At 73.5% G+C, this 20,644-nt stretch carries 20 protein-coding genes, 2 tRNA genes and 1 pseudogene; 13 read left to right on the top strand and 10 right to left on the bottom strand.

Annotated elements, in window-relative coordinates:
* Positions 1-137: 137 nt before the first annotated feature.
* Positions 138-584, top strand: a complete 447-nt coding sequence (locus tag ACF053_RS10490; protein ID WP_391953500.1) for an ATP-binding protein — start codon at positions 138-140, stop codon at positions 582-584.
* 143 nt (positions 585-727) lie between these two features.
* On the opposite strand, the gene ACF053_RS10485 is transcribed toward ACF053_RS10490, so the two are convergent.
* Together ACF053_RS10485 and ACF053_RS10480 are read right to left on the bottom strand one after the other, a co-directional pair.
* Positions 728-2,191: an aminopeptidase P family protein gene (locus tag ACF053_RS10485; RefSeq protein ID WP_391953499.1), complete on the bottom strand. Its 1,464-nt coding sequence runs from the start codon at positions 2,189-2,191 to the stop codon at positions 728-730.
* A 249-nt stretch (positions 2,192-2,440) separates the two neighbouring features.
* Positions 2,441-4,162 (bottom strand): PP2C family protein-serine/threonine phosphatase, encoded by a 1,722-nt coding sequence (locus ACF053_RS10480; RefSeq protein WP_391953498.1) that lies wholly within the window; start codon positions 4,160-4,162, stop codon positions 2,441-2,443.
* A gap of 559 nt (positions 4,163-4,721) precedes the next feature.
* Between ACF053_RS10480 and ACF053_RS10475 the strand changes: the two genes are divergently transcribed.
* Both ACF053_RS10475 and ACF053_RS10470 read left to right on the top strand, forming a co-directional pair.
* Positions 4,722-5,402 (top strand): bifunctional DNA primase/polymerase, encoded by a 681-nt coding sequence (locus tag ACF053_RS10475; RefSeq protein ID WP_391953497.1) that lies wholly within the window; start codon positions 4,722-4,724, stop codon positions 5,400-5,402.
* Positions 5,403-5,607: 205 nt separating this feature from the next.
* On the top strand, positions 5,608-6,330 hold the full coding sequence (locus tag ACF053_RS10470) for a hypothetical protein (protein WP_391953496.1): 723 nt from the start codon (positions 5,608-5,610) through the stop codon (positions 6,328-6,330).
* A gap of 388 nt (positions 6,331-6,718) precedes the next feature.
* Here the strand turns inward: ACF053_RS10470 and ACF053_RS10465 are convergent, their stop codons facing one another.
* The 3 genes from ACF053_RS10465 to ACF053_RS10455 form a co-directional block, all read right to left on the bottom strand.
* A complete protein-coding gene (locus ACF053_RS10465) occupies positions 6,719-7,690 on the bottom strand; it encodes a DUF5926 family protein (protein WP_391953495.1) in 972 nt (323 codons plus the stop codon).
* A gap of 70 nt (positions 7,691-7,760) precedes the next feature.
* Complete coding sequence (locus tag ACF053_RS10460; protein WP_391953494.1) at positions 7,761-8,450, bottom strand: ATP-binding protein; 690 nt, start codon at positions 8,448-8,450, stop codon at positions 7,761-7,763.
* 47 nt (positions 8,451-8,497) lie between these two features.
* Positions 8,498-9,304: a glycerophosphodiester phosphodiesterase gene (locus tag ACF053_RS10455; RefSeq protein ID WP_391953493.1), complete on the bottom strand. Its 807-nt coding sequence runs from the start codon at positions 9,302-9,304 to the stop codon at positions 8,498-8,500.
* Positions 9,305-9,536: 232 nt separating this feature from the next.
* Here ACF053_RS10455 and ACF053_RS10450 point away from each other — a divergent pair, with 232 nt between their 5' ends.
* A complete protein-coding gene (locus ACF053_RS10450) occupies positions 9,537-11,207 on the top strand; it encodes a S1C family serine protease (protein ID WP_391953492.1) in 1,671 nt (556 codons plus the stop codon).
* 62 nt (positions 11,208-11,269) lie between these two features.
* Here ACF053_RS10450 and ACF053_RS10445 read toward each other — a convergent pair whose 3' ends face one another.
* From ACF053_RS10445 to ACF053_RS10435, 3 genes are all read right to left on the bottom strand, one after another.
* On the bottom strand, positions 11,270-11,692 hold the full coding sequence (locus tag ACF053_RS10445) for a hypothetical protein (protein ID WP_391953491.1): 423 nt from the start codon (positions 11,690-11,692) through the stop codon (positions 11,270-11,272).
* Positions 11,693-11,876: 184 nt separating this feature from the next.
* Positions 11,877-12,158, bottom strand: a complete 282-nt coding sequence (locus ACF053_RS10440; RefSeq protein WP_391953490.1) for a hypothetical protein — start codon at positions 12,156-12,158, stop codon at positions 11,877-11,879.
* A complete protein-coding gene (locus ACF053_RS10435; RefSeq protein WP_391953489.1) occupies positions 12,155-12,592 on the bottom strand; it encodes a DUF1622 domain-containing protein in 438 nt (145 codons plus the stop codon). Before ACF053_RS10435 ends, ACF053_RS10440 begins: the two co-directional genes overlap by 4 nt.
* Before the next feature lie 211 nt (positions 12,593-12,803).
* Here ACF053_RS10435 and ACF053_RS10430 point away from each other — a divergent pair, with 211 nt between their 5' ends.
* From ACF053_RS10430 to ACF053_RS10420, 3 genes are all read left to right on the top strand, one after another.
* Positions 12,804-13,661 carry a GNAT family N-acetyltransferase gene (locus tag ACF053_RS10430; RefSeq protein ID WP_391953488.1) on the top strand — a complete coding sequence of 286 codons (858 nt, stop codon included), beginning with the start codon at positions 12,804-12,806 and terminating at the stop codon, positions 13,659-13,661.
* Positions 13,662-13,822: 161 nt separating this feature from the next.
* Positions 13,823-13,910: transfer RNA gene (locus ACF053_RS10425), tRNA-Ser, on the top strand.
* Between the two features lie 160 nt (positions 13,911-14,070).
* Positions 14,071-14,145 (top strand) — tRNA-Trp (locus ACF053_RS10420).
* Positions 14,146-14,220: 75 nt separating this feature from the next.
* Here ACF053_RS10420 and ACF053_RS30235 read toward each other — a convergent pair.
* A pseudogene (locus ACF053_RS30235) lies at positions 14,221-14,358 on the bottom strand (Imm32 family immunity protein); the annotation flags it as partial.
* Between the two features lie 214 nt (positions 14,359-14,572).
* Here ACF053_RS30235 and ACF053_RS10415 point away from each other — a divergent pair.
* Both ACF053_RS10415 and ACF053_RS10410 read left to right on the top strand, forming a co-directional pair.
* Positions 14,573-15,100 (top strand): helix-turn-helix transcriptional regulator, encoded by a 528-nt coding sequence (locus ACF053_RS10415; protein ID WP_391953487.1) that lies wholly within the window; start codon positions 14,573-14,575, stop codon positions 15,098-15,100.
* A 10-nt stretch (positions 15,101-15,110) separates the two neighbouring features.
* The gene (locus ACF053_RS10410; RefSeq protein ID WP_391953486.1) at positions 15,111-15,527 is read left to right on the top strand and encodes a VOC family protein; all 417 of its coding nucleotides are present in this window, start codon (positions 15,111-15,113) and stop codon (positions 15,525-15,527) included.
* A 146-nt stretch (positions 15,528-15,673) separates the two neighbouring features.
* On the opposite strand, the gene ACF053_RS10405 is transcribed toward ACF053_RS10410, so the two are convergent.
* Complete coding sequence (locus tag ACF053_RS10405) at positions 15,674-16,105, bottom strand: hypothetical protein (protein ID WP_391953485.1); 432 nt, start codon at positions 16,103-16,105, stop codon at positions 15,674-15,676.
* 291 nt (positions 16,106-16,396) lie between these two features.
* Between ACF053_RS10405 and ACF053_RS10400 the strand changes: the two genes are divergently transcribed.
* From ACF053_RS10400 to ACF053_RS10385, 4 genes are all read left to right on the top strand, one after another.
* Positions 16,397-16,990 carry a GNAT family N-acetyltransferase gene (locus ACF053_RS10400; protein ID WP_391953484.1) on the top strand — a complete coding sequence of 198 codons (594 nt, stop codon included), beginning with the start codon at positions 16,397-16,399 and terminating at the stop codon, positions 16,988-16,990.
* Between the two features lie 217 nt (positions 16,991-17,207).
* Positions 17,208-18,104 (top strand): DUF817 domain-containing protein, encoded by an 897-nt coding sequence (locus ACF053_RS10395; protein WP_391953483.1) that lies wholly within the window; start codon positions 17,208-17,210, stop codon positions 18,102-18,104.
* Between the two features lie 65 nt (positions 18,105-18,169).
* Entirely contained in the window at positions 18,170-18,715 is a 546-nt protein-coding gene (locus ACF053_RS10390) for a SigE family RNA polymerase sigma factor (RefSeq protein ID WP_391953482.1), read from the top strand.
* Positions 18,716-18,921: 206 nt separating this feature from the next.
* A complete protein-coding gene (locus tag ACF053_RS10385; RefSeq protein WP_391953481.1) occupies positions 18,922-20,571 on the top strand; it encodes a long-chain fatty acid--CoA ligase in 1,650 nt (549 codons plus the stop codon).
* Positions 20,572-20,644: the final 73 nt, after the last annotated feature.

The raw sequence follows: 20,644 nt of genomic DNA, 5'->3' as shown, positions 1-20,644 counted from the left end.
GCCGGCCGTCTCCCCTACACCGGCGTCCGGGGCACGCACATCCGCTGAACGGGGTAGGCGGCGTCAACTCCATGCTTACTGAGCGAATACAGGGCAATACGTAACGACATGTCGAGCCGCGGCCGGGAGGCTTCAGCATGAGCATCTGGTGGTCCCTCCATTTGCGGCGCGAGGCTGCGAGCGTCCCGCTCGCCCGTCGCCTCCTGCTCGGCGCCATGGAGACCGCGGGCGTCGACCCGGACACCTCCTACGACCTGTCACTCGCCCTCGGAGAGGCCTGTGCCAACGCCGTGGAGCACGCCGGCGACGGCTCGGCGGAGTTCCGGGTGACCGCGTACCTCGACGGGGAGAAGTGCTGCATCGAGGTCTCCGACTCGGGCCCCGGTTTCCCGGCGGGTCCGCTGCGCGCGACGCCCCCGGGCCCGGCACCGGTCGACGCCGAGGGAGGTCGGGGGCTGCGCCTCATCGAAGAGCTCGCCGACCACGTCCACTTCGGCAACAGGGCCGGGCGGGGCGGTGCCGTCGTCTCCTTCGACAAGATCGTGAAGTGGCGCGCGGACGCGCCCCTCGCCCTGACCACCTGACCGCGGGAGCCCCTGCCGCTGTTTCACGTGAAACAGCGGCCGGTGCGGCCCGCGAGCCCGTACACCTCGATGTTTCACGTGAAACGCGAGCGTCCCCCCACCGGTGTTCCGGCGGGGGGACGCTGTCGTCCTACCGGGACGACTCAGCCCTTCAGGTTCGCCATCCACGTCTCGACCTCGGCCGAGGTGCGCGGCAGGGCGTCCGAGAGGTTCCGGTTGCCGTCCTCGGTGACCAGGATGTCGTCCTCGATCCGGACACCGATGCCGCGGTACTCCTCCGGCACGGTGAGGTCGTCCGTCTGGAAGTACAGACCCGGCTCGACCGTCAGGCACATGCCCGGCTCCAGCGTGCCCGCGACGTACGCCTCGGTGCGCGCGGCGGCGCAGTCGTGGACGTCCATGCCGAGCATGTGGCCGGTGCCGTGCAGGGTCCAGCGGCGCTGGAGCCCCAGCTCCAGGACGCGCTCGACCGGCCCCTCCAGCAGGCCCCACTCGACGAGCTTCTCGGCGAGGACGCGCTGGGCGGCGTCGTGGAAGTCGCGGAACGCGGCGCCCGGCTTGACCGCCGCGATGCCCGCCTCCTGCGCCTCGTACACGGCGTCGTAGATCTTCCGCTGGATGTCGGTGAACGTGCCGGAGATGGGCAGCGTCCGCGTCACGTCGGCGGTGTACAGCTCGGTGGTCTCCACGCCCGCGTCCAGCAGGAGCAGGTCGCCGGAGCGGACCGGGCCGTCGTTGCGCACCCAGTGGAGGGTGCAGGCGTGCGGGCCGGCGGCGCAGATCGAGCCGTACCCGACGTCGTTGCCCTCGACGCGGGCGCGCAGGAAGAACGTGCCCTCGATGTAGCGCTCGGAGGTGGCCTCGGCCTTGTCGAGGACCTTGACGACGTCCTCGAAGCCGCGCGCCGTGGACGCGCACGCCTTCTCCAGCTCGGCGATCTCGAAGTCGTCCTTCACGAGCCGCGCCTCGGAGAGGAAGACGCGCAGCTCCTCGTCCCGCTCGGCGGTGACCTTGTCGGTGAGGGCCTTCTCGATGCCGGCGTCGTAGCCGCGCACGACGCGGACGGGGCCGGTGGCCTCGCGCAGCCTGCCGGCCAGCTCGCGCACGTCGTCGGTGGGGATGCCGTACAGGGTGGCGGCCTCGCTCAGCGAGTGGCGGCGGCCCACCCACAGTTCACCCTGGCCGGAGAGCCAGAACTCGCCGTTCTCCCGGTCGGATCGGGGCAGCAGGTACAGCATGGCGTCGTGGCCCTCGCCGCCGGCCTTCGGCTCCAGGACGAGGACGCCGTCCTCGGTCTGGTTGCCGGTGAGGTAGGCGTACTCGGTGGCGGCACGGAAGCTGTACTCGGTGTCGTTCGCGCGCGTCTTCAGATTGCCCGCGGGGACCACCAGGCGCTCGCCCGGGAAGCGGGCCGAGAGCGCGGCACGGCGGGCCGCCGTGTGCGCGGCCTGCGCGACGGGCTGCAGGTCCCGCAGCTCGGTGTCGGCCCAGCCGGTCTTCATGTTCTCGGCGAGTTCGTCGGAGACGCCCCAGTACAGGCCGTTCTTGCGCTGCTGGATCGCCTCTTCGTCGCTCTCCGGGGTTTTCGGAGTGAGCTCATCGGCCACGGGTCCGCCTCCTTCAGGTACGACACTGAACCCCCTGACCCGGGCTGAGGGGCCCGGGGTCACGTCCACCATCGTACGGGCGTGCGTAAGGAGGCCCAGGGGTGAAGAAGCGGTCCGCCGGTACCTGACCGAAAGGCCCCGCCCCCGCTCCCCACACGGGTCCCGGCGCCGTTCAGGGCCCTCCGCTTCCGGTCCGGTCGCGTCCCCGGAGGCGGCACCGCCCCCGGGGCGCGGGCGGCGACGCAGGCCCTAGTCGAAGCGGGCGGCGAGCATCACGACGTCCTCGTCACCGCCCTGGCCCCTTTGACCGCTCCGACCGCCCGCCGAGCCGCCGTCCGCTTCGTCCGGGGAGGACCCGGCGAGCACCACCCGCAGCACGTGGTCGGCGACCGCCCCGGGGTCGGTGCGATCGGCCCTCGGCACACCGGCCGCGGCGGCGTGCAGCCGGGCGAAGGCGCGGTCCACCGGGCCGCCGATCCGCCGCAGCAACCCGTCCGTGTACAGCAGCAGGGTCTCCCCCGGCTCGACCACGAGGTCGACGCTCGGCGCCTCCCAGCAGGAGAGCATCCCGAGCGGCGCCGACAGTGACGTCTCGACGTACTCGGTGCGTCGGTCGCCCACGACCAGCGGCGGGGCGTGGCCGGCGCCGGCCAGCACGACCCTCCGCCGGACAGGCTCGGCGAAGGCGAACAGCGCGGTCGCGGACCGCGCCGGTTCCGTGAGCCGCAGCAGCAGTTCCAGGTCGGACAGGACGGCGACCGGGTCCTCACCCTCCATCACGGCGTACGCGCGCAGGGAGGCCCGCAACCGTCCCATGGCGGCCAGGGCGCTCGGTCCCGACCCCGAGACGGAGCCGACGGCCAGGCCGACGGCCCCCTCCGGGAGTGGCAGGGCGTCGTACCAGTCACCGCCGCCGCGCGCCCCGGGGACGTGCCGCGCGGCGAGGCGCACGCCCGGAACGCGCGGCATCCGGGCGGGCAGCAGTTCCTCCGTGATGGTGGCGATCTCGGCGCGCCCCCGCTCCAGCTCCAGCAGCCGGGCCAGGTGCTCGGAGGCGTACCGCCCGTAGAGGCCGACGAGGTGGCGGCGGCGTGCGTCGGGCTCGGCCGGTTCGTCGTACAGCCAGACGGCGGCGCCGAGGCGGCCGGTGTCCTCGGCGTCGAGCGGCAGCGCGTAACTGGCGGCGAAGCCCAGACGGGCGGCGACCTCGCGGTGGCGGGGGTCCAACCGCTCGTCACCGAGGAGGTCCGGAGCGGCGAAGTCCGGGACTGCGGGGCCGGGGGCCAGGAGGTCCGGAGCGGCGGGTACCGAGGCGCCGGAGCCCGGAGCGGCGGGGCCGGGGGCGGCCAGGTCCGGGGCGGCGAGGGGGCCGGGCACGGCGGTCGGCGCGGCGGGGTCCGGCGCGGGGTCGGGAGCGGGCGGCCGGTCGGGCAGCGGCGCGCCGGGCAGCCCGTCGAGGAGGCGGCCGTACGAGGTGGCGCCGCGCGGCACGGTCTCGATGGTGCCGAGGTCGGCGTGGGCGAGCCCGAGGCCGATGGTCGTGGTGGGGCCGTGCCCGTCGGCGGGTTCGAGGACGGCCATGCCGCGACGTGCCCCGACGAGGGCGGCACCGGCCCGCAGGAGTTCGCGCAGCGCCTCGTCGAGGGTGCGTGTCCGGGCGAGGCGCTCGGTCAGTTCGTGGAGGGTGGTCAGGTCGGAGACCCAGCCCGCCAGCCGGTCCTGGATCTGCGTGCCGGGTGCGGGGGCAGCGGCGGGGATGCCCGGGAGGGGCGTTGCAGTGTGCGCAGGAGCGGGAACCGTCGGATCGATTCCGGCCACTTTCGGCAGGTGAGGGGCGCTCATGGCAGCCGGCTTTCCGGCTGCTCTTCTTTGCTCAATAGCATCGCAAACCCCCATGTCAATCCGCATGTCATGCTGCGCCGCTATCAGTGCATCCACATGTACACGTACACGTGAGGGGATGTCCAGCATTGTCCTGCGGGACGCGTGGTGTCTGTGCGATGCTGAACTTGGCCAAAAAATAGCCCCGATGGGCAGGTTTTGCGGTCGACTGAGCGCGTTCGACAAGGGGCACCACCCGAGGCGACACCCAGCCGGCTCGGGCGACGGCGTCATTCCGAGCGCGCGGGGTACGTAATCGGTGGAGGCCAGGGGAAGTTGGGGCAGGCCCGGAACCCGGCGGGGAGCCCCGGCGTCCTCACCGCCGAGGGCGCGCCCCGGCCTCGCGTGCGCCTGGCGGGGAGAGAACCAGCGGGACGGCGCGGCGGCACGCAAGCGGTGCCGGTTCGGCGGTGCCGTCCCGACGGAACCGCACCGGTGGTACGGAAAAGCGCCCTGCTCGCGCCCACCCCTCGCCACGTGCTCCATGGAATCGACTGACGCCGGCCCCGCCGAGCGGCGCTCGTCCGGCCGCGCGGCGCCCCTGCCGGCGGCCAGGGCGGCAGTGTGCCGCCCCGTACGCACAGTGAAGTAACGCACACATGTTGATGTGATGTGGACCTCGGCGTTCAACGGAAAGGAACGAGCGCCTATGCGCGAGATCCTCGGTAGGCGACGCAGGCTCCGGTTCGGGCGCAGGAAGGGCAACGCCCACCTCGACGCGGCGCTCCTCTGCGCCACCGGGTGGCAGTGGCCCGTCCTCCCCGGAGTGGGGCTCAAGGCGACGGGCGGCCGCGGCGAGCGGCAGCGCGGCTGCGCCTGCCCAGATCCCGAGTGCGTCGTCCCCGGCGCCCACCCCTTCGACCCCGGCCTGCTCGCGGCCACCACCGACCAGCGGATGATCCGCTGGTGGTGGACCAACCGGCCGGACGCCCCCGTCGTCCTGGCCACGGGCGGTCGCGCACCCTGCGCGATCAGCCTCCCCGCCCTCGCCGGCGCGCGCGCCCTCGCGGTGCTGGACCGGGGCGGTCTGCGCCCCGGCCCCGTCGTGGCGACGCCCACGCGCTGGTCACTCCTGGTGGCCCCCTACTCCCTGGAACGGCTGGGCGAACTCCTGTACACGAAGGACTGCGTGCCCAGTTCGCTCCGCTTCCACGGCGACGGCGGCTACGTGGTGCTGCCGCCGTCGGAGACCGGCACGGGCGCCGTGCGCTGGGAGCGGCCGCCGCTCGCGGGCGCCGCGCCATGGCTGCCGGACGTGGAGACGGTCCTGGACGCCCTCGTCGAGGCGAGCACGGGCGCGCCGGACGGCGGCAGCCGGCTCCGCTACTGACCCTTCGCCCGCCGGAGGTGCCACAGAGGACGCCGCAGGTGGCGTCACCGGGAGCACCCGTACAGGCGGGTCACTCGTACGGGTGTGAAGCCCGGCCGACTTGTACGGGAAACGGGTGCGCGGCCCGGAAGGCGCGCGCCCGCCACCGATATCGTCGCCCCACCGTCAGTCACCCGACAGGCCCCACGGGTCAGGTGGGACACCCATGAACCTCCGCGTGATCGGGCTCGGCGCCGTCGTGGTCGCCGCCACGTTGCTGCCGCTCGTGGCGACGGCCGGACCGGCCGGCGGCCCTCGCGAGGCGGGGCTCGTCACCGGCGGTGGGGCCGGTGCGGTGGCGGTCGCCCCGCCCTCCGGCGCCCTCCCGGCACACGTTCCCGCCGACGCGCGCCCCGTGCCCGGTACGGCTGCGGACGCGCGTCCCGCCACCGGCACGGGCACGGGCGCGTCGGTCGGCGCGCCCGACGGAGCCGGGTCCGACGGGGCCGCGCCAGACGCCTCCGGCGGATCCGGCCGGAAAGGCACACCGGCCCGCCGGATGACCGAAACTGACGATCCGTCGGAAGCGGCGGGCGCGGGGCGCGTCACGCGCTGCGGCCCGGCCCTCGTCTCCCCGCAGGGCGTCGATGCGCAGACCTGCGTGGTCGCCGACGGGGCGGCGACGTGGGCGCGGACCTACTACCGCAACACCGGGGGCGAGGAGCTGCGCGCGATCCTCAGCCTCATGGGACCGGCCGGCCGGACGGTGCGCACGCACTGCGTGGTCCCGGCGGTCGACGAACCCGGCACCTGCGAAACCTCACGTGAAGGGGGGCGTGGCGGGGTGGAGGAGTACACGGCGGTCGCGGAGTTCGCGGCGGGCGGGGACCCGGAGAGCCCGCTGCTGCTGCGGTCCGGAAGCGTGCGCGCGCCGTCGCCGGCCGGCTGAGCCGACGGGCGGATGCGAACCGGAAGGTCGGATTCCGGGAAAAGGCAAGAACCCGGTCGCTGGCGACGGGGGATGCACCAGCGACCGGGCTTCTAGAACGGTAACAAGAGATCGGCGGTTCGCAAATTCGATCTCGCTTATTCGGACAGCGATTTACCGGCCGGTAAGGGTCAGGTAAAGATCCGGCCGGACCCGCGGAACCGACCCACGAAACTCGCGGAGCCGACCCGGAACCGACCCGGAACCGACCCGGAACCGACCCGGAACCGACCCGGAACGGACTCACGGAACGGACTCACGGAACCGGACCGACCCAACCGGGCCCACGGAACCGGACCGCTGGTCGATCCACAGGACCGACCAGCGGGACCGACGCCGCCCCGATGGCTCAGCTGAGCGTGACCTGACGGTTGGTGAGCCCGCCGCGCGCCCGCCGTTCCTCCGCCGTCAGCGGCGCGTCCGAGGCCAGCGCGCCCGCGAGCCGCTCCGCGAACGCCGCCGCCGGCTTCTCGCAGTCCGCCGCCGTCATCCCGGTCGGCAGGTCCCACACCGGGACGACCAGGCCGTGCGCCCGGAACGAACCGACGAGCCGGGTGCCCTCACCGAGCGACGACGTTCCCGCGGCGTGCAGCCGGGCGAGCGCGTCGAGCAGCTCCTCCTCCGGGTGCGGCATGACCCACCGCAGGTGGTTCTTGTCCGGCGTCTCGCACCAGTACGCGGCGTCCACGCCCGGCAGCTTCACCGTCGGGATGGCGGCGGCGTTGGCCCGCTCCAGGGAGGCGGCGACCTCGGGCGAGGCGCTGTCCGCGGACTGGGGCACCCAGAACTCGAAGCCCGTGTGGACGGCCGGCTCGAAGCCCGCCTCCGCGTCGAGCAGGTCCTGCAGGCGCGGCCCCTCCGCCGGTACGCGGCGGGCGGCGACGGGCGTGCCCGGCTCGGCCTCCAGGGCGCGCTGGAGGGTGTCCGCCAGGTCACGGCTGAGGTCACCGGAGGACGTGTCGTTCTGCAGGGCCAGCAGGACGGAGCCGTCGTCGCGGCGCAGCGCCGGCCAGGCCATCGGCAGGACGGTCGCGAGCGTCACCGACGGCACGCCGTCCGGCAGCCCGCCCTTCAGGCGCAGCGGCGCGGTGGCCGCCGGGACCAGCTCGCGCAGCGCGACCCAGTCGCACTCACCGGCCAGGCCCTCGAAGGGGCGCTGGACGAGTTCGGTCACCGCGTGCGCGGCGGCCCGCCCGTGGCAGGCCTTGTAGCGGCGGCCCGAACCGCACGGGCAGGGCTCCCGGGCGCCGACGACCGGCACCTCGCCGTTCGTCACCTGCGGTGCGCCGGCGGACTTCTTCTGGGGGCGCTTCTTGGCCATGCGTGGGTCTCCCGATGGAACGCGGTCCGGTGTCGGCCGCGAGCCTAGCCGTACGGGACGACCCCGGGCCTCAGTCGGCGTCCCCGTACACGTCGAGGAAGCCGAGATCGCCCACGAGCGGTACCGCGGCCGCGCCCGCCCGGGCGGCCCGCGCACCGGGGAAGTGCCCGCCCGCGAGCGGCGAGGGCTCGCGGCGCCGGCCGTTGACGCGCGTAGCGGCACCGTCCGGCCGCGGCGCCGACCCCGCGACGAGGGCCCAGACCGTCACCTCGCCGGCCGCGCCGTCCCGTACGCCCCACTCGTGGGAGAGCGCGTCGATGATGTTCAGCCCCCGGCCGCCGCGCGCGGTGACCGACGGCGTGGACGGCGCCGGCCGGGTCGGCCCGCCCCCGTCCGTCACCTCGACCGTCAGGGCGCCGCGGTCGTCGACGCGCCAGGAGGCGCGGACGGCGCCCTCGCCGGCGTCGGCCGCGTCCAGCGGTCTGCCGTGCCGGCAGGAGTTGCTGAGCAGTTCGGAGAGGATCAGTACGGCGTCGTCGACGACCGGATCCGCCACGCCGCTGCGCCGCAGGTGCTCGCGCATCCGGTGCCTCGCCTCGCCCACGCCCGCAGGGCCATGGGGTACGGCCATGCTCGACGACGTCGGCACTTCCCGTGCCACCACCAACGCCACCCCCGAGACCTCCTTCGCCCCACGCCACCGAGTGGATGCCCCAATGGCCTGGACCGGAAACCGGCCAGTCCGCATCCAGTGACGCATTCGACACGGACCGCCACGGTGCGAACGCGCCGGAGCACACGCGGTGACTACAGGGGCGTACGCCCCAGCTGTGACAGGACCTGCCTGGGACGGTTCGTGATGATCGCGTCCACGCCGAGGCGCATGCACAGGTCGACGTCGTCGGGGTCGTCGACCGTCCACACGTGGACCTCGTGACCGGCCCGGTGGGCCCGCTCGACGAACGTGGGGGTGCTGCGCAGGATGCGGATCGAGGGACCGGCGATCCGCGAGCCGGCGGGCAGCCGCCCGTCCCGCAGACGGGGCGACACGAACTGGGTGAGGTACACGGTCGGGACCGTTGGCACGGCGGCCGCCACGCGGTGCAGCGAGCGGGCGGAGAAGCTCATGATCCGCACGGCCGACTCCTCCGGCGTGGCCGGGTCCGCCAGGCCGAACCGGCGCAGCTGCCGGACGAGCCGCTCCTCCACCTGGCCCGCCCAGCGGGTGGGGTGCTTCGTCTCGATCGCCAGCCCGACGGGGCGTCCCGCGTCCGCGACCAGCTCCAGCAGCCGTTCCAGGGTGAGGACCGAGGTGTACTCGGGGTCGCCCCAGTCGGGGCTCTCGTACCGGTCCTTCCAAGAGCCGAAGTCCAGGGCGGCCAGGTCGGCCAGCTCCAGGGCGGAGACCGCGCCGCGCCCGTTGGAGGTGCGGTTGACGCGGCGGTCGTGCACGCAGACCAGGTGTCCGTCGGCGGTGAGCCGCACGTCGCACTCCAGGGCGTCCGCCCCGTCCTCGATGGCCTTCACGTAGGCGGCGAGGGTGTGCTCGGGCGCTTCCTCGGAGGCACCCCGGTGGGCGACGACTCGGATGCTGTGCTGTCGTGCGTGGGTCACCGCGACATGGTGCCACCGTTCGCCCGCCCGGCCGACACCGGCCGGTGTACTTCGGCCGCATCGGGGCACGCCCCATTTGTCTGGGATAAAGGAGCGGTGGCGGACGCACAGGTCCCGCTTACAGTGGCCTGACGAGCAGTAGGTAAAGCTGAGTGCGCACACGGACGCTGCACGGTGGGCTCGTGCCGAGCGACGACGTGGATGACGACGTGGACACCGAGGAGAACGAGCTGTGAGCACCGAGAACGAGGGCACCGCGGTCCCGTCCGCCCCCGACGCCCCGTCCGCGCCCGCTCCCGAGGAGACCCCCCAGCGGCCCACCGCCCCCGCCACTGCCGCCCCGGGTGCCGCGGAGCCCGCGCCGTCGACGACACCGGCACCTCCGGCCGCGGCCCCGGCCCCGGCGACTCCGGGGGCGTCCGCCGCTCCGGCCGCGGAGCAGCCGACGGCCGCGTACCCGACGGCCGCGTCCCCAACGGCGGCCCCCGGCAGGCCCGCGAGCCCGCCGCCTCCGGCGGCGCCGCCCGCGTACCCGCCGCACGGTGCGCCCGCTCCGGCGTACGCCGCCCCCGGCCACGAGCAGCCGGGGGCGCACGACGGCGGCTCCATGCCGGCCGACGCGCACGCGCACGCGGCCGCGGGCCAGGTCGGCGGCGGCCACCAGGGCGGCGGCCACCCCGGTGGCGGCCCCGCGGGCGGCGGTCAGACCCCGGCCGGCGGCGGCCACGGGGGATGGGGCGGATGGAGTACGCCCCCGAGCCTCCCGCCCGTCCCGCCGTCCCCGCGCAAACGTTCCGGCGGCCTGATCGCGGCGGTCCTCGTCGCGGCGCTCGTCGCCGGTGGCGTGGGCGGCGGCTTCGGCTACTGGGCGGCCGAGCGCAACGACACCTCCGCCTCGACGACCATCTCCGCCGGCGACACCCCCGCCGACTTCAAGCGCGACCCCGGCACCGTCGCGGCCATCGCGGCCAAGGCGCTGCCGAGCGTCGTCACGATCGAGGCCAAGTCGGGCGCGGCGGAGGGCGAGGGCGGTACGGGGACCGGCTTCGTCTACGACAAGGAAGGCCACATCGTCACCAACAACCACGTCGTGGCGTCGGCGGCGGACGGCGGCGCGGTCACGGCGACGTTCCCCGACGGCAAGGAGTACGAAGCCGAGGTCGTCGGCCGCGCACAGGGCTACGACGTCGCGGTGCTCAAGCTGCGCAACGCCCCCTCCGGATTGACGCCGCTCCCGCTGGGCGACTCCGAGAAGGTCGCCGTCGGCGACGCGACGATCGCGATCGGCGCCCCGTTCGGCCTCTCCAACACGGTGACGACCGGCATCATCAGCGCGAAGAACCGCCCGGTCGCCTCCAGCGACGGCTCGGGCGGCAAGAACTCGTACATGAGCGCGCTCCAGACCGACGCCTCGATCAACCCCGGCAACTCCGGCGGCCCGCTGCTGGACGCGCGCGGCGCGGTCATCGGCATCAACTCCGCCATCCAGTCACCCGGCTCCGGCGGACTGGGGCAGTCGCAGGCGGGCTCGGTCGGCCTCGGCTTCGCCATCCCGGTGAACCAGGCGAAGAACGTCGCCGAGCAGCTGATCAAGACGGGCGAGCCGGTCTACCCGATGATCGGCGCGACCGTGAACATGACGGAGAAGGGCGAGGGCGCGACCATCGTCGACCAGGCCACCGGCGGTACGGCGGCGATCACGCCGAACGGCCCGGCGGCCAAGGCCGGGCTGCGCCCGGGGGACGTCATCACGCGCTTCGGCAACCGGATCATCGACAGCGGCCCGACGCTGATCAGCGAGATCTGGACGCACGAGCCCGGTGACACCGTGACGGTGACGTACAAGCGCGGCGGCCAGGAGAAGCAGGTAAAGATCACGCTCGGCGAGCGCAAGGGCGACTGACCGCCCGCCCCACGCGCGGGAGGGCCCCGGACGAGGTCCTCCCGCGCCTTCCGCCGCGGGTCTCACGCCTCGGCGAGCGCGTACGCCGCCATCTCGCCGAAGCAGGCGACGGCCGGCACGGTGACGGCCCCGATCAGCGCGCACATCGAGAACCGCGCGTCGCCCATGACGGCGGCGACGACCTGCAGCACCGCCAGCGTGAGGCCCGTGCCCCACATCAGGGCGCGCGGGAAGGCGCTGCCCGTGTTCACGGTGGCCTCGGCGACCAGGTGCGGCACGGACGAGAGCAGCGCGATCAGGGCGAAGGAGACGGATACGAAGAGCGCGGCCGGTACGTCCCAGTGCCGGTGGTGGGCGAGCGTGTACGTCATCGCGCCCGCGTAGACGAGGGCGGACAGGGCCGCGCAACCGCCGGCGGCGAGGAACGACACCATGTGCTCGCCGGGCCCCTCCGTCCGGCCGTCGACGAGGACCCTCCGGGTCACACGGGCCAGGGGAACGGTCGTGGAACCCTCCGGGCGTCTCCTGGGAGCTGGCGGTGCGGAACACGCGTGAGGGTAGGGGCGCGGCGCCGGAGCCGGTGCCGGCGCCGCGCCCGCCGCCCGCCGGGGCGCGCGGCCCGTTCGCAGGCGGCGGGCGCCGCGTACGCCCCTCCGCCGGCCGTGCGTCTCACCCGCGCGGGTGACCTCCGTGGCGGGGGCGTACGGCTGACGGGCCGGCCCGGCCGAACGCACCGGAGACGACCTTGCGGAGGGCGATGACGGCGGCGGCCGTGGCGATGCCCTGCCAGTCGGGCGCCGCGGCGAGGCGCAGCAGTCCCGCGGCGGTGAGGAAGTCCAGGAGCACCGCCAGCGTCGGTCGTGCGCGGCCGGTCGCCCGGTAGGCGAAGGGGCACGCGAGCAGGCCCATGGCCGCACAGAGGACGGACGCCTGGAGCAGGACCGCCGTCACGGGGTGGCGGGCGCGCGGTCGCCGCCGGTCGAGGGCCCCGGGCCGTCCCCGGCCGTCTGCTTGCGCGCGCGTTCGATCTCGTCACGCTCCTGGGCGATCTCGCGGCCCAGGAAGTAGTTGAGGGCGGTCCGGATCGCGGCGATGGCGGCCAGTTGGCCGATCTCGGCGAAGCTCGGCGCGACGGCGGTCCGCAGCACGTCCCCGGCGAGCTGGAACTCCAGCCCCAGCACGAGGAACCGTCCGAGTCGCAGCCGGATCCGGTTGAACGCCCCGGTCCGAGCCCGGTCACGCGCCATGCCGAGGACGAACTGCGCGAAGGCCCACGCGGCCCCGACGAAGATGATCAGCGCACCGGCCGACTCGACCAGCCGCACCAGCAGTCCGATCGCCTCACGCAGGTCCTCCTCGGGCAACAGGTCGAAGGAAAGAGTCATGGACCCCGGCGTACCCCCCGATCCGGCTTCCCCACCCCGACGCGCCCGACACACCCAGCCACACGACCCCGCCCGGCCCCCACCCGCCCCGCCCCGGGCCCGCGCACCTCGGGGCCGGTGATGTGGCCTGTTCCGGCCGACAGGCGTCAACCGGCCCGGCTCGCGAACCGGATGGGGGGCGCAAGCCTGCCGGCAGGCGAGATCATGCGGCATGCGACCGGACGACTGGCACCTCACCGAAGACGTCGACGACTTCCTCGCCCGCGCCGGGGACTTCCTGCATTCACGGCCCGCCCTGCACACCATGCCGCTGACGGTGACCGAGAAGCTGCGGACCGACGGGGCGGGCGCGTACGGCGGCGGCATCCCCCTCTTCGGCCGGTTGGAGCGGGCGGGGGAGGTCCGCGCCGCGTTCTACCGGCTCCCGTCCCGTGGCCTGAGCCTCACCCCGCTCACCGCCGAGCACGCCGACGCCCTCGCCGCCCGCCTGGCGGCGCTCGGGCACTCCCTCCCCTACGTCAGCGCGGACCACGGCACCGCCACCGCTTTCGCCGAGGCGTGGCAGCGGCACACCGGCGCGGCGCCGACGCTCGGCAAGCGGATCCGGCTGTACCGTCTCGGCACGCTCACCCCGCCGGAGCCGCGCCCGGAGGGCCGGGGGCGGGTCGCGGGCGAGGAGGACCACGAGCACGTGGTCCGTTGGTGCGGCGAGTTCTGCGACGCCGTCGGAGAGGCGCCCGCCGTGGACGCCGCCTCCTGGGCCGGCTCCCGCTTCGCCGACAAGCAGTTCACGTTCTGGGAGACCCCGGACGGCACCCCCGTCTCCCTGGCGGGCTCGACGGCGATGGTCGGCGGCATGGTCCGTGTGGACCCCGTCCTCACCCCGGCGCACCTCCGCGGCCGCGGCTACGCGGGCGCCGTGACGGTCGAGGTGAGCAGGGCCGCGCTGGCCGCGGGCGCGACGGACGTCGCCCTGTTCGCGGACCCCGCCAACCCCACCAGCAACGCCCTCTACCAGCGCATCGGATACGTCCCGCTCACCGACTGGGCGGTGTACGACTTCGCATGACCCGCCGCCCCTCCTCGCCCGGCCCGCGGTGGGCGACACACCGTCACCGCCCGCATGGTGCCGGGCTCCGGTCCTCACCCGGCACCCCCCGCGGGCCACGGCCCCGCACCCGACCGGGGGCCGGTACGCTGTACCCGCCCTGCCCCAGGCGGGCAGAGCGAGGTGGGTTGCCCGAGCGGCCTAAGGGAACGGTCTTGAAAACCGTCGTGGCGCGAGTCACCGTGGGTTCAAATCCCACACCCACCGCCAGGTGCGCGGCCCCTGACCAGGATCGACGGTCGGGGGCCGTTCGTCGCGCTGTCCGTCGGTATCCGTTGCCTTCGTCGCCGGTCACCGGCCGAACGGCACGGCCAGGGGGCACCGATCCCACCGGGACAGCAGCGGGAGTCCTTGGGATGGCGGGCAGGGCGGGGCTGTAGCGCAGAGGTCGTCGCGCGCGGTCTCCAAAACCGCGAGGACGCCGGTTCGAATCCGGCCGGTTCCGCCTTCCCGGCCGTATCCGGCGTGGTTCCACAGCGCTTCGTCTGGGGCCAGGATCAGGCTGGGTCGAGCCCTCTTCGAGATCGATGCCGCCCTCAAGATGCTCGTGGTACCCGCCCCTGAGGCCGGGATCTGCGAGCCCCGTGAGTCGCTCGGCCAAGGCGCGCAATCCTGCGGCGTTCGCCGCGTCCGTGATCTCGGTCGCTGAGGCGTACACCAATCCTGGGCGTGTGTACGCGGTCACGCTGGAGCGAACCTTCACCACCGACCCGACCACCGCTCACCCCCGTCCCGTCCGCCACGGGACCCAGGCACCGTGGAGTGGGCGGTGTGGGCCCGGTGCCGTGTCCGCTGGGCTTCGCGGGGGTCGATGGCGGACGGACCGTTGGTGGGCGGCTCGTTTGTCGGGAGGGCGTGGGAGGGTTGGGGGTGTGACGCTTGAGGATCTGGTGCGGCTGCGTCGTGCGCGGGACGTGATGGACCGGGAGTACGCGCGGCCGCTGGACGTGCCGACGCTGGCGCGTGGCGCCCACATGTCGCCGGGCCACTTCTCGCGCAGCTTCCGCGCCGCCTACGGGGAGACGCCGTACGGCTACCTCATGACCCGGCGCGTCGAACGGGCGAAGGCGCTGCTGCGGCGCGGGGACATGAGTGTGACGGAGGTCTGCTTCGCCGTCGGGTGCACCTCGCTCGGGTCGTTCAGTTCGCGCTTCACCGAACTGGTCGGCGAGACACCGAGCGCGTACCGGGCCCGCCGGCACGACGCGGGTGCTGCCGTCCCCGCGTGCGTGGCCAAGGTCCTGACGCGGCCCGTGCGGAACGGCGCACCGGCCAGCAACGGAGAAGCGGTCAGGAACGGCACACCGGCCAGCAACGGAGAAGCGGTCAGGAACGGCACACCGGCCAGCAACGGAGAAGCGGTCAGGAACGGAGAAGCGGAATCCGCCGCCGCCTCGTAGCGTCGACGGCATGGACATCAAGCTTTCCCAGTGCTTCATCGCCGTCGACGACCACGACAAGGCGCTCGCCTTCTACCGTGACGCCCTCGGACTGGAGGTGCGCAACGACGTCGCCTTCGAGGGCATGCGGTGGGTGACCGTCGGTTCGCCCGAGCAGCCCGACGTGGAGATCGTCCTCGAACCGCCGCTCGCCGACCCCAACGCCTCCCCGGCGGACCGGCAGGCGATGGCGGAGATGCTGGCCAAGGGCCAGCTCCGGGGCGTGATCTTCTCCACCGGCGATTGCGACGCCACCTTCGAGCGGGTGCGGGCGGCCGGCGCCGAAGTGCTCCAGGAGCCCATCGACCAGCCCTACGGCGTCCGTGACTGCGCATTCCGCGATCCGGCGGGCAACATGGTGAGGGTCACGCAGTCGCGTACGCGCTGAATTCGCGAATTCCGGTCGGGGGCGGTATTTCCCGTCGGCCCGCACCCGGCGGATTGAGTGGAACGCGTCGCGGCCGGCTCCCGGAACCGTGAGAGTTCCGGGAGCCGGCCGCTGTCGTCCGTCGGACGCGTCGTCCTCGGTGGGTGTCAGCCCTTCAGGGACGCGTGCGCGACCGTGTTGGTGGGCCACCAGAAGTCGGCCGCTCCGGCCTGGGCGAAGGAGCCCGTCCCCGCGTTGGACGCGCGGTACGTCCAGCCCTTGTTCGCCTTGAGCGTCACGGTGGGGGTACGGCAGGTGTTGACCTTGGTGCACGCCTTGCCCTTGGTCACGAACTGCTTCCCGTTGTTGCCGGACAGCGCGATCGTGGGCCGCATGATCTTGATCTTCGCCTGCTTGCAGTCCTGCTGCGCGTAGGCGTGGACCTTGCCGGCGGCCTTCCACACGAAGACCGTGTTGGTGCAGCCGTAGTACGCCTTGCCGGTGCCCTTGACCGGGGCGGCGTGGGCCGTCGTCGCCGACGCCATGACACAGGCGAGGACCGCCCCGCCGACACCCAGGGCTCGCTTGAAGTTCTTCATTTGTCTCCCGTTTCCGTCGTACCCGCGAGTTCCGTCCGGTCGATGTGTGACGGGCCGCGGTTCGACCCCGTGAAGTTATCCGAAGGCCTTGCGGTGGCTCAATGCATTTGAGCCTCCCGTGAGGTTCCGATAGAAAGTCGAAGAATCAACGAATTGCTGCGAGTGGGAATTGCGGGGGTGGGCGCGGGGGCGGGCGGGCCGCCTCCGGTGCGTGGGTCGCGGGAGGGGTTCCCGTTTGTACTAGCGCGATACCTTCTTGCCGCTAGTGCAACGGTCGGTTAGGTTGCCGTCATGTCTGCCACCCGACCCACATCCACCACCCTGGTCGGACGACACGTCCGCCTGGAGCCGCTCACCGCCGACCACCTGGGCGACCTGTTCGCCGCCGGCGGTCGGGACGAGGAGGTGTGGCGGTGGCAGGGTGGGCCCGCGCCGCGCTCCGAGGCGGAGCTCGCGGAGAAACTCGACGAGGTGCTGGAGGCTGCCGAGCGCGGCGAGTACGTGCCGTTCGCCGTGGTGCACCGCGCCGAGGGGCGAGCCGTGGGGTGGACCTGCTACCTGGACATCGACGCGGACGACGAGCGACTGGAGATCGGCTGGACCTGGTACGGCCGTGCGTATTGGCGCACCGCCGTGAACACGGAGGCCAAGCTCCTCCTGCTCACCCACGCCTTCGACGACTTGGGCATGGGCCGCGTGCAGCTGAAGACCGATCACCTCAACCAGCGCTCCCAGGCGGCCATCGCCCGGCTCGGCGCCCGCAGGGAGGGCGTGCTGCGCCGACACCGCCGCCGGCCCGACGGCACCTGGCGCGACAGCGTGTACTTCTCCCTCCTCGCCGACGAGTGGCCGGAGGCGAAGGCGCGACTCGCGGCCCGCCTCTGACCGCCCGGGCCCCGTCTGGGTCTCACGGGTGCGCGCCCGGGCCCGTCCCGGGCCCCAGCGCCCCGCGCCCGGGCCCGTCGCCCCTCGCCCCGCGCCCACGGCGCCGGGCCCCAGCGCCCTGCGCCCGGGCCCGTCGCCCCTCGCCCACGGCCGTCCCGGGAGCCCCAACGCCCGGCACCCCGAAACCCGCCGCGCGTGCCCGTGCGTCCTTCCCGCCATGGACACGATCCGCGACGCCCTGCGACAGCTGCTGCTCTTCGGGCTGCTCCAGTTCCGCTGCTGCGCCTTCGCCCTCGCACTCGTCGGCGGGATCGCCGTCTCCGGGCTGCTGCCGCAACTGCCGGTCGCGCGGTACGACCTGGTCCTGGCGTACGGCGTGCTGCTCGCCGTCGTCGCCCGCCGGGTGGGGTGGGACACCGCCCGGGACACCGGTGTCATCGCGGTCTGCCACGTCATCGGGTTGGCCTTCGAGCTGGTCAAGGTGCAGCTCGGCTCCTGGACCTACCCCGAGGACGCCGTCACGAAGGTCGCCGGGGTACCGCTGTACGGCGGATTCCTGTACGCCGCCGTCGGCAGCTACGTCTGCCGCGCCTGGCACCTGTTCGACCTACGGGTCTCCGGCTACCGCGCCACCGCGACCACCGCCGTCGCGGCCGCCGTGTACGTCAACTTCTTCACCCACCACTGGCTCCCCGACGCCCGCTGGGTCCTCGCCGCCGGCCTCCTCGCCGTCACCGCCGGTGCGTGGGTCCGGTACACCGTCGGCGGGCGGAGCCACCGCATGCCGCTCGGGCTCTCCTTCGTCCTGATCGGCTTCTTCCTGTGGGTCGCCGAGAACGCCGCCACCTACGTCGGGGCCTGGAGCTACCCGCACCAGTTGGACGGCTGGCAGCCGGTCGCCCTGACGAAGTTCGGCGCGTGGGCGCTGTTGATCAGCGTGACGTTCGTCCTGGTCGAACGGACCCGGCGGCGCGGCGCCGCACCCGCTCCGGCCGGGAACGACGCTCCGGCGGCCGGTACCCCGGCACACCGCCGACGCCTTCGGAACCCCGACCAGGTGGCCGCCGCTCCTCCACCTTCAGGAGGTGGGGCCCGCACCACCCCTACAACCTGAGGGGGACCCGCTTTCGGGACCTGGGGGCGATCCCCCGCGGGGCCGCCGCTCCTAGCGTGGTCCATATGACCGCGACTACTGGCCCCGTCTGCGCCGGAGCCTCCACGGCCGCCACCGGGTACCCGTCCTTCTCCTCGTACGTACGGGCCCGGGGACCCCTCCTGCTGCGCACCGCCCGGTCGCTCACCGCGAACCCGAGCGACGCCGAGGACCTGCTCCAGACGGCGCTGACCAAGACGTTCGTCGCCTGGGAGCGCATCGAGGACCACCGCGCCCTCGACGGCTACGTGCGCCGCGCGCTCGTGAACACCCGCACGTCGCAGTGGCGCAAGCGCAAGGTCGACGAGTTCGCGTGCGAGGAACTGCCCGAGCCGCACGGCGTGCCCGAGCCGGACCCGGCCGAGCGCCAGGTCCTGCACGACGCGATGTGGCGCGCGGTCATGCGGCTGCCCGACCGTCAGCGGGCCATGGTCGTCCTCCGGTACTACGAGGACCTGAGCGAGGCGCAGACGGCGGCGCTGCTCGGGGTTTCCGTGGGCACGGTCAAGAGCGCCGTCTCCCGCGCACTCGGCAAACTCCGGGACGACCCGGAGCTCGCGCCGGTACGGTGACCCGGAGGGGTACCCGCACGTCACGGCACGGTCGCCCGTACGGCAGCGCACGACGCGACGCGGCGCCCGGCACGGTGCCCGAGCGGACCCCGCACGGGATGTTTCACGTGAAACGGCGAACCTTCAGGTAGTGACATACCGCTTGGTATGTGCGCAGAATCTCCACACCACACTGCCGCGAAGCGAGCGCCCACCGGGAGGACGCCGTGCTCAGCACCATGCAGGACGTACCGCTGACCGTGACCCGCATCCTGCACCACGGGATGTCGATCCACGGCACGTCTCAGATCACCACCTGGACCGGCGGACCGGAGCCGCAGCGGCGCAGCTTCGCCGAGACGGGCGCCCGGGCCACGCAGCTGGCCAACGCCCTGCGCGACGAACTGGGGGTCACCGGCGACGACCGGGTGGCGACCCTCATGTGGAACAACGCCGAGCACGTCGAGGCGTACCTCGCGATCCCCTCCATGGGCGCCGTCCTGCACACGCTCAACCTGCGCCTCCCCGCCGAGCAGCTGATATGGATCGTCAACCACGCGGCCGACAAGGTCGTCCTGGTCAACGGCAGCCTCCTCCCCCTCCTGGCCCCCCTGCTGCAGCACCTGCCGACGGTCGAGCACGTCGTCGTCTCCGGCGCCGGGGACCGCTCCGTCCTGGCGGGCGCCGCGCCGCGCGTCCACGACTACGACGAGCTCATCGCGGACCGGCCCACCACCTTCGACTGGCCCGAGCTGGACGAACGCCAGGCCGCCGCCATGTGCTACACCTCCGGCACCACCGGAGACCCGAAGGGCGTCGTCTACTCCCACCGCTCGATCTACCTGCACTCGATGCAGGTCAACATGGCCGAGTCCATGGGGCTGACCGACCGCGACACGACGCTCGTCGTCGTCCCGCAGTTCCACGTCAACGCCTGGGGCCTGCCGCACGCCACCTTCATGACCGGCGTGAACATGCTGATGCCGGACCGCTTCCTCCAGCCGGCTCCGCTCGCCGAGATGATCGAGAAGGAGCGGCCCACGCACGCCGCCGCCGTGCCGACCATCTGGCAGGGCCTGCTCGCCGAAGTCACCGCCAACCCGCGCGACCTCTCCTCCATGGCCTCCGTCACCATCGGCGGCGCCGCCTGCCCGCCCTCCCTCATGGAGGCGTACGACAAGCTCGGCGTCCGCCTCTGCCACGCCTGGGGCATGACGGAGACGTCCCCGCTCGGCACGATGGCCCTTCCGCCGGCGGGACTGACCGCCGAGGAGGAGTGGCCGTACCGGATCACACAGGGCCGCTTCCCGGCCGGTGTCGAGGCCCGTCTCGTCGGTCCGGGCGGCGACATCCTGCCGTGGGACGGCGAGTCGGCGGGCGAGCTGGAGGTCCGCGGCCCGTGGATCGCCGGCGCGTACTACGGCGGCTCGACCGGCGAACCGCTGCGGCCCGACGACAAGTTCAGCGCGGACGGCTGGCTCAAGACGGGTGACGTCGGCATCATCAGCCCGGACGGGTTCCTCACCCTCACCGACCGCGCGAAGGACGTCATCAAGTCGGGCGGCGAGTGGATCTCGTCGGTCGAGCTGGAGAACGCCCTGATGGGTCACCCGGCCGTCGCCGAGGCCGCCGTCGTGGCCGTCCCCGACGACCGGTGGGGCGAGCGCCCGCTCGCGACGGTGGTCCTCAAGGAGGGTGCCGAGACGGACTACGTGGCGCTGCGGGCGTTCCTCGCGGAGGCCGGCATCGCGCGGTGGCAGCTGCCGGAGCGCTGGGCGATCATCCCGGCGGTGCCGAAGACCAGTGTCGGCAAGTTCGACAAGAAGGTGATCCGCAGGCAGTACGCGGAGGGCGAGCTGGACGTCACACAGCTCTGACCCGTACCGCGCGGGTCGGTGGGTGAGGAGGGGGCGGGCCGGGCCCGCCCCCTCCTCCTGCGCTGCTCGCCCG

The organism is Streptomyces kanasensis (assembly GCF_043077165.1).
In the GTDB taxonomy this organism is placed as follows: domain Bacteria; phylum Actinomycetota; class Actinomycetes; order Streptomycetales; family Streptomycetaceae; genus Streptomyces; species Streptomyces changanensis.
This window is presented reverse-complemented; position numbering and strand designations above follow the sequence as displayed.

What these genes read in the sequence shown, in the direction of transcription:
- ACF053_RS10490 (WP_391953500.1), top strand. Translation starts at nt 138, where the DNA reads ATGAGCATCTGGTGGTCCCTCCATTTGCGGCGCGAGGCTGCGAGCGTC.
- ACF053_RS10480 (WP_391953498.1), bottom strand. Translation starts at nt 4,162, where the DNA reads ATGCTGGACATCCCCTCACGTGTACGTGTACATGTGGATGCACTGATA.
- ACF053_RS10475 (WP_391953497.1), top strand. Translation starts at nt 4,722, where the DNA reads ATGCGCGAGATCCTCGGTAGGCGACGCAGGCTCCGGTTCGGGCGCAGG.
- ACF053_RS10470 (WP_391953496.1), top strand. Translation starts at nt 5,608, where the DNA reads ATGAACCTCCGCGTGATCGGGCTCGGCGCCGTCGTGGTCGCCGCCACG.
- ACF053_RS10465 (WP_391953495.1), bottom strand. Translation starts at nt 7,690, where the DNA reads ATGGCCAAGAAGCGCCCCCAGAAGAAGTCCGCCGGCGCACCGCAGGTG.
- ACF053_RS10460 (WP_391953494.1), bottom strand. Translation starts at nt 8,450, where the DNA reads ATGCGTCACTGGATGCGGACTGGCCGGTTTCCGGTCCAGGCCATTGGG.
- ACF053_RS10435 (WP_391953489.1), bottom strand. Translation starts at nt 12,592, where the DNA reads ATGACTCTTTCCTTCGACCTGTTGCCCGAGGAGGACCTGCGTGAGGCG.
- ACF053_RS10430 (WP_391953488.1), top strand. Translation starts at nt 12,804, where the DNA reads ATGCGACCGGACGACTGGCACCTCACCGAAGACGTCGACGACTTCCTC.
- ACF053_RS10410 (WP_391953486.1), top strand. Translation starts at nt 15,111, where the DNA reads ATGGACATCAAGCTTTCCCAGTGCTTCATCGCCGTCGACGACCACGAC.
- ACF053_RS10405 (WP_391953485.1), bottom strand. Translation starts at nt 16,105, where the DNA reads ATGAAGAACTTCAAGCGAGCCCTGGGTGTCGGCGGGGCGGTCCTCGCC.
- ACF053_RS10400 (WP_391953484.1), top strand. Translation starts at nt 16,397, where the DNA reads ATGTCTGCCACCCGACCCACATCCACCACCCTGGTCGGACGACACGTC.
- ACF053_RS10395 (WP_391953483.1), top strand. Translation starts at nt 17,208, where the DNA reads ATGGACACGATCCGCGACGCCCTGCGACAGCTGCTGCTCTTCGGGCTG.
- ACF053_RS10390 (WP_391953482.1), top strand. Translation starts at nt 18,170, where the DNA reads ATGACCGCGACTACTGGCCCCGTCTGCGCCGGAGCCTCCACGGCCGCC.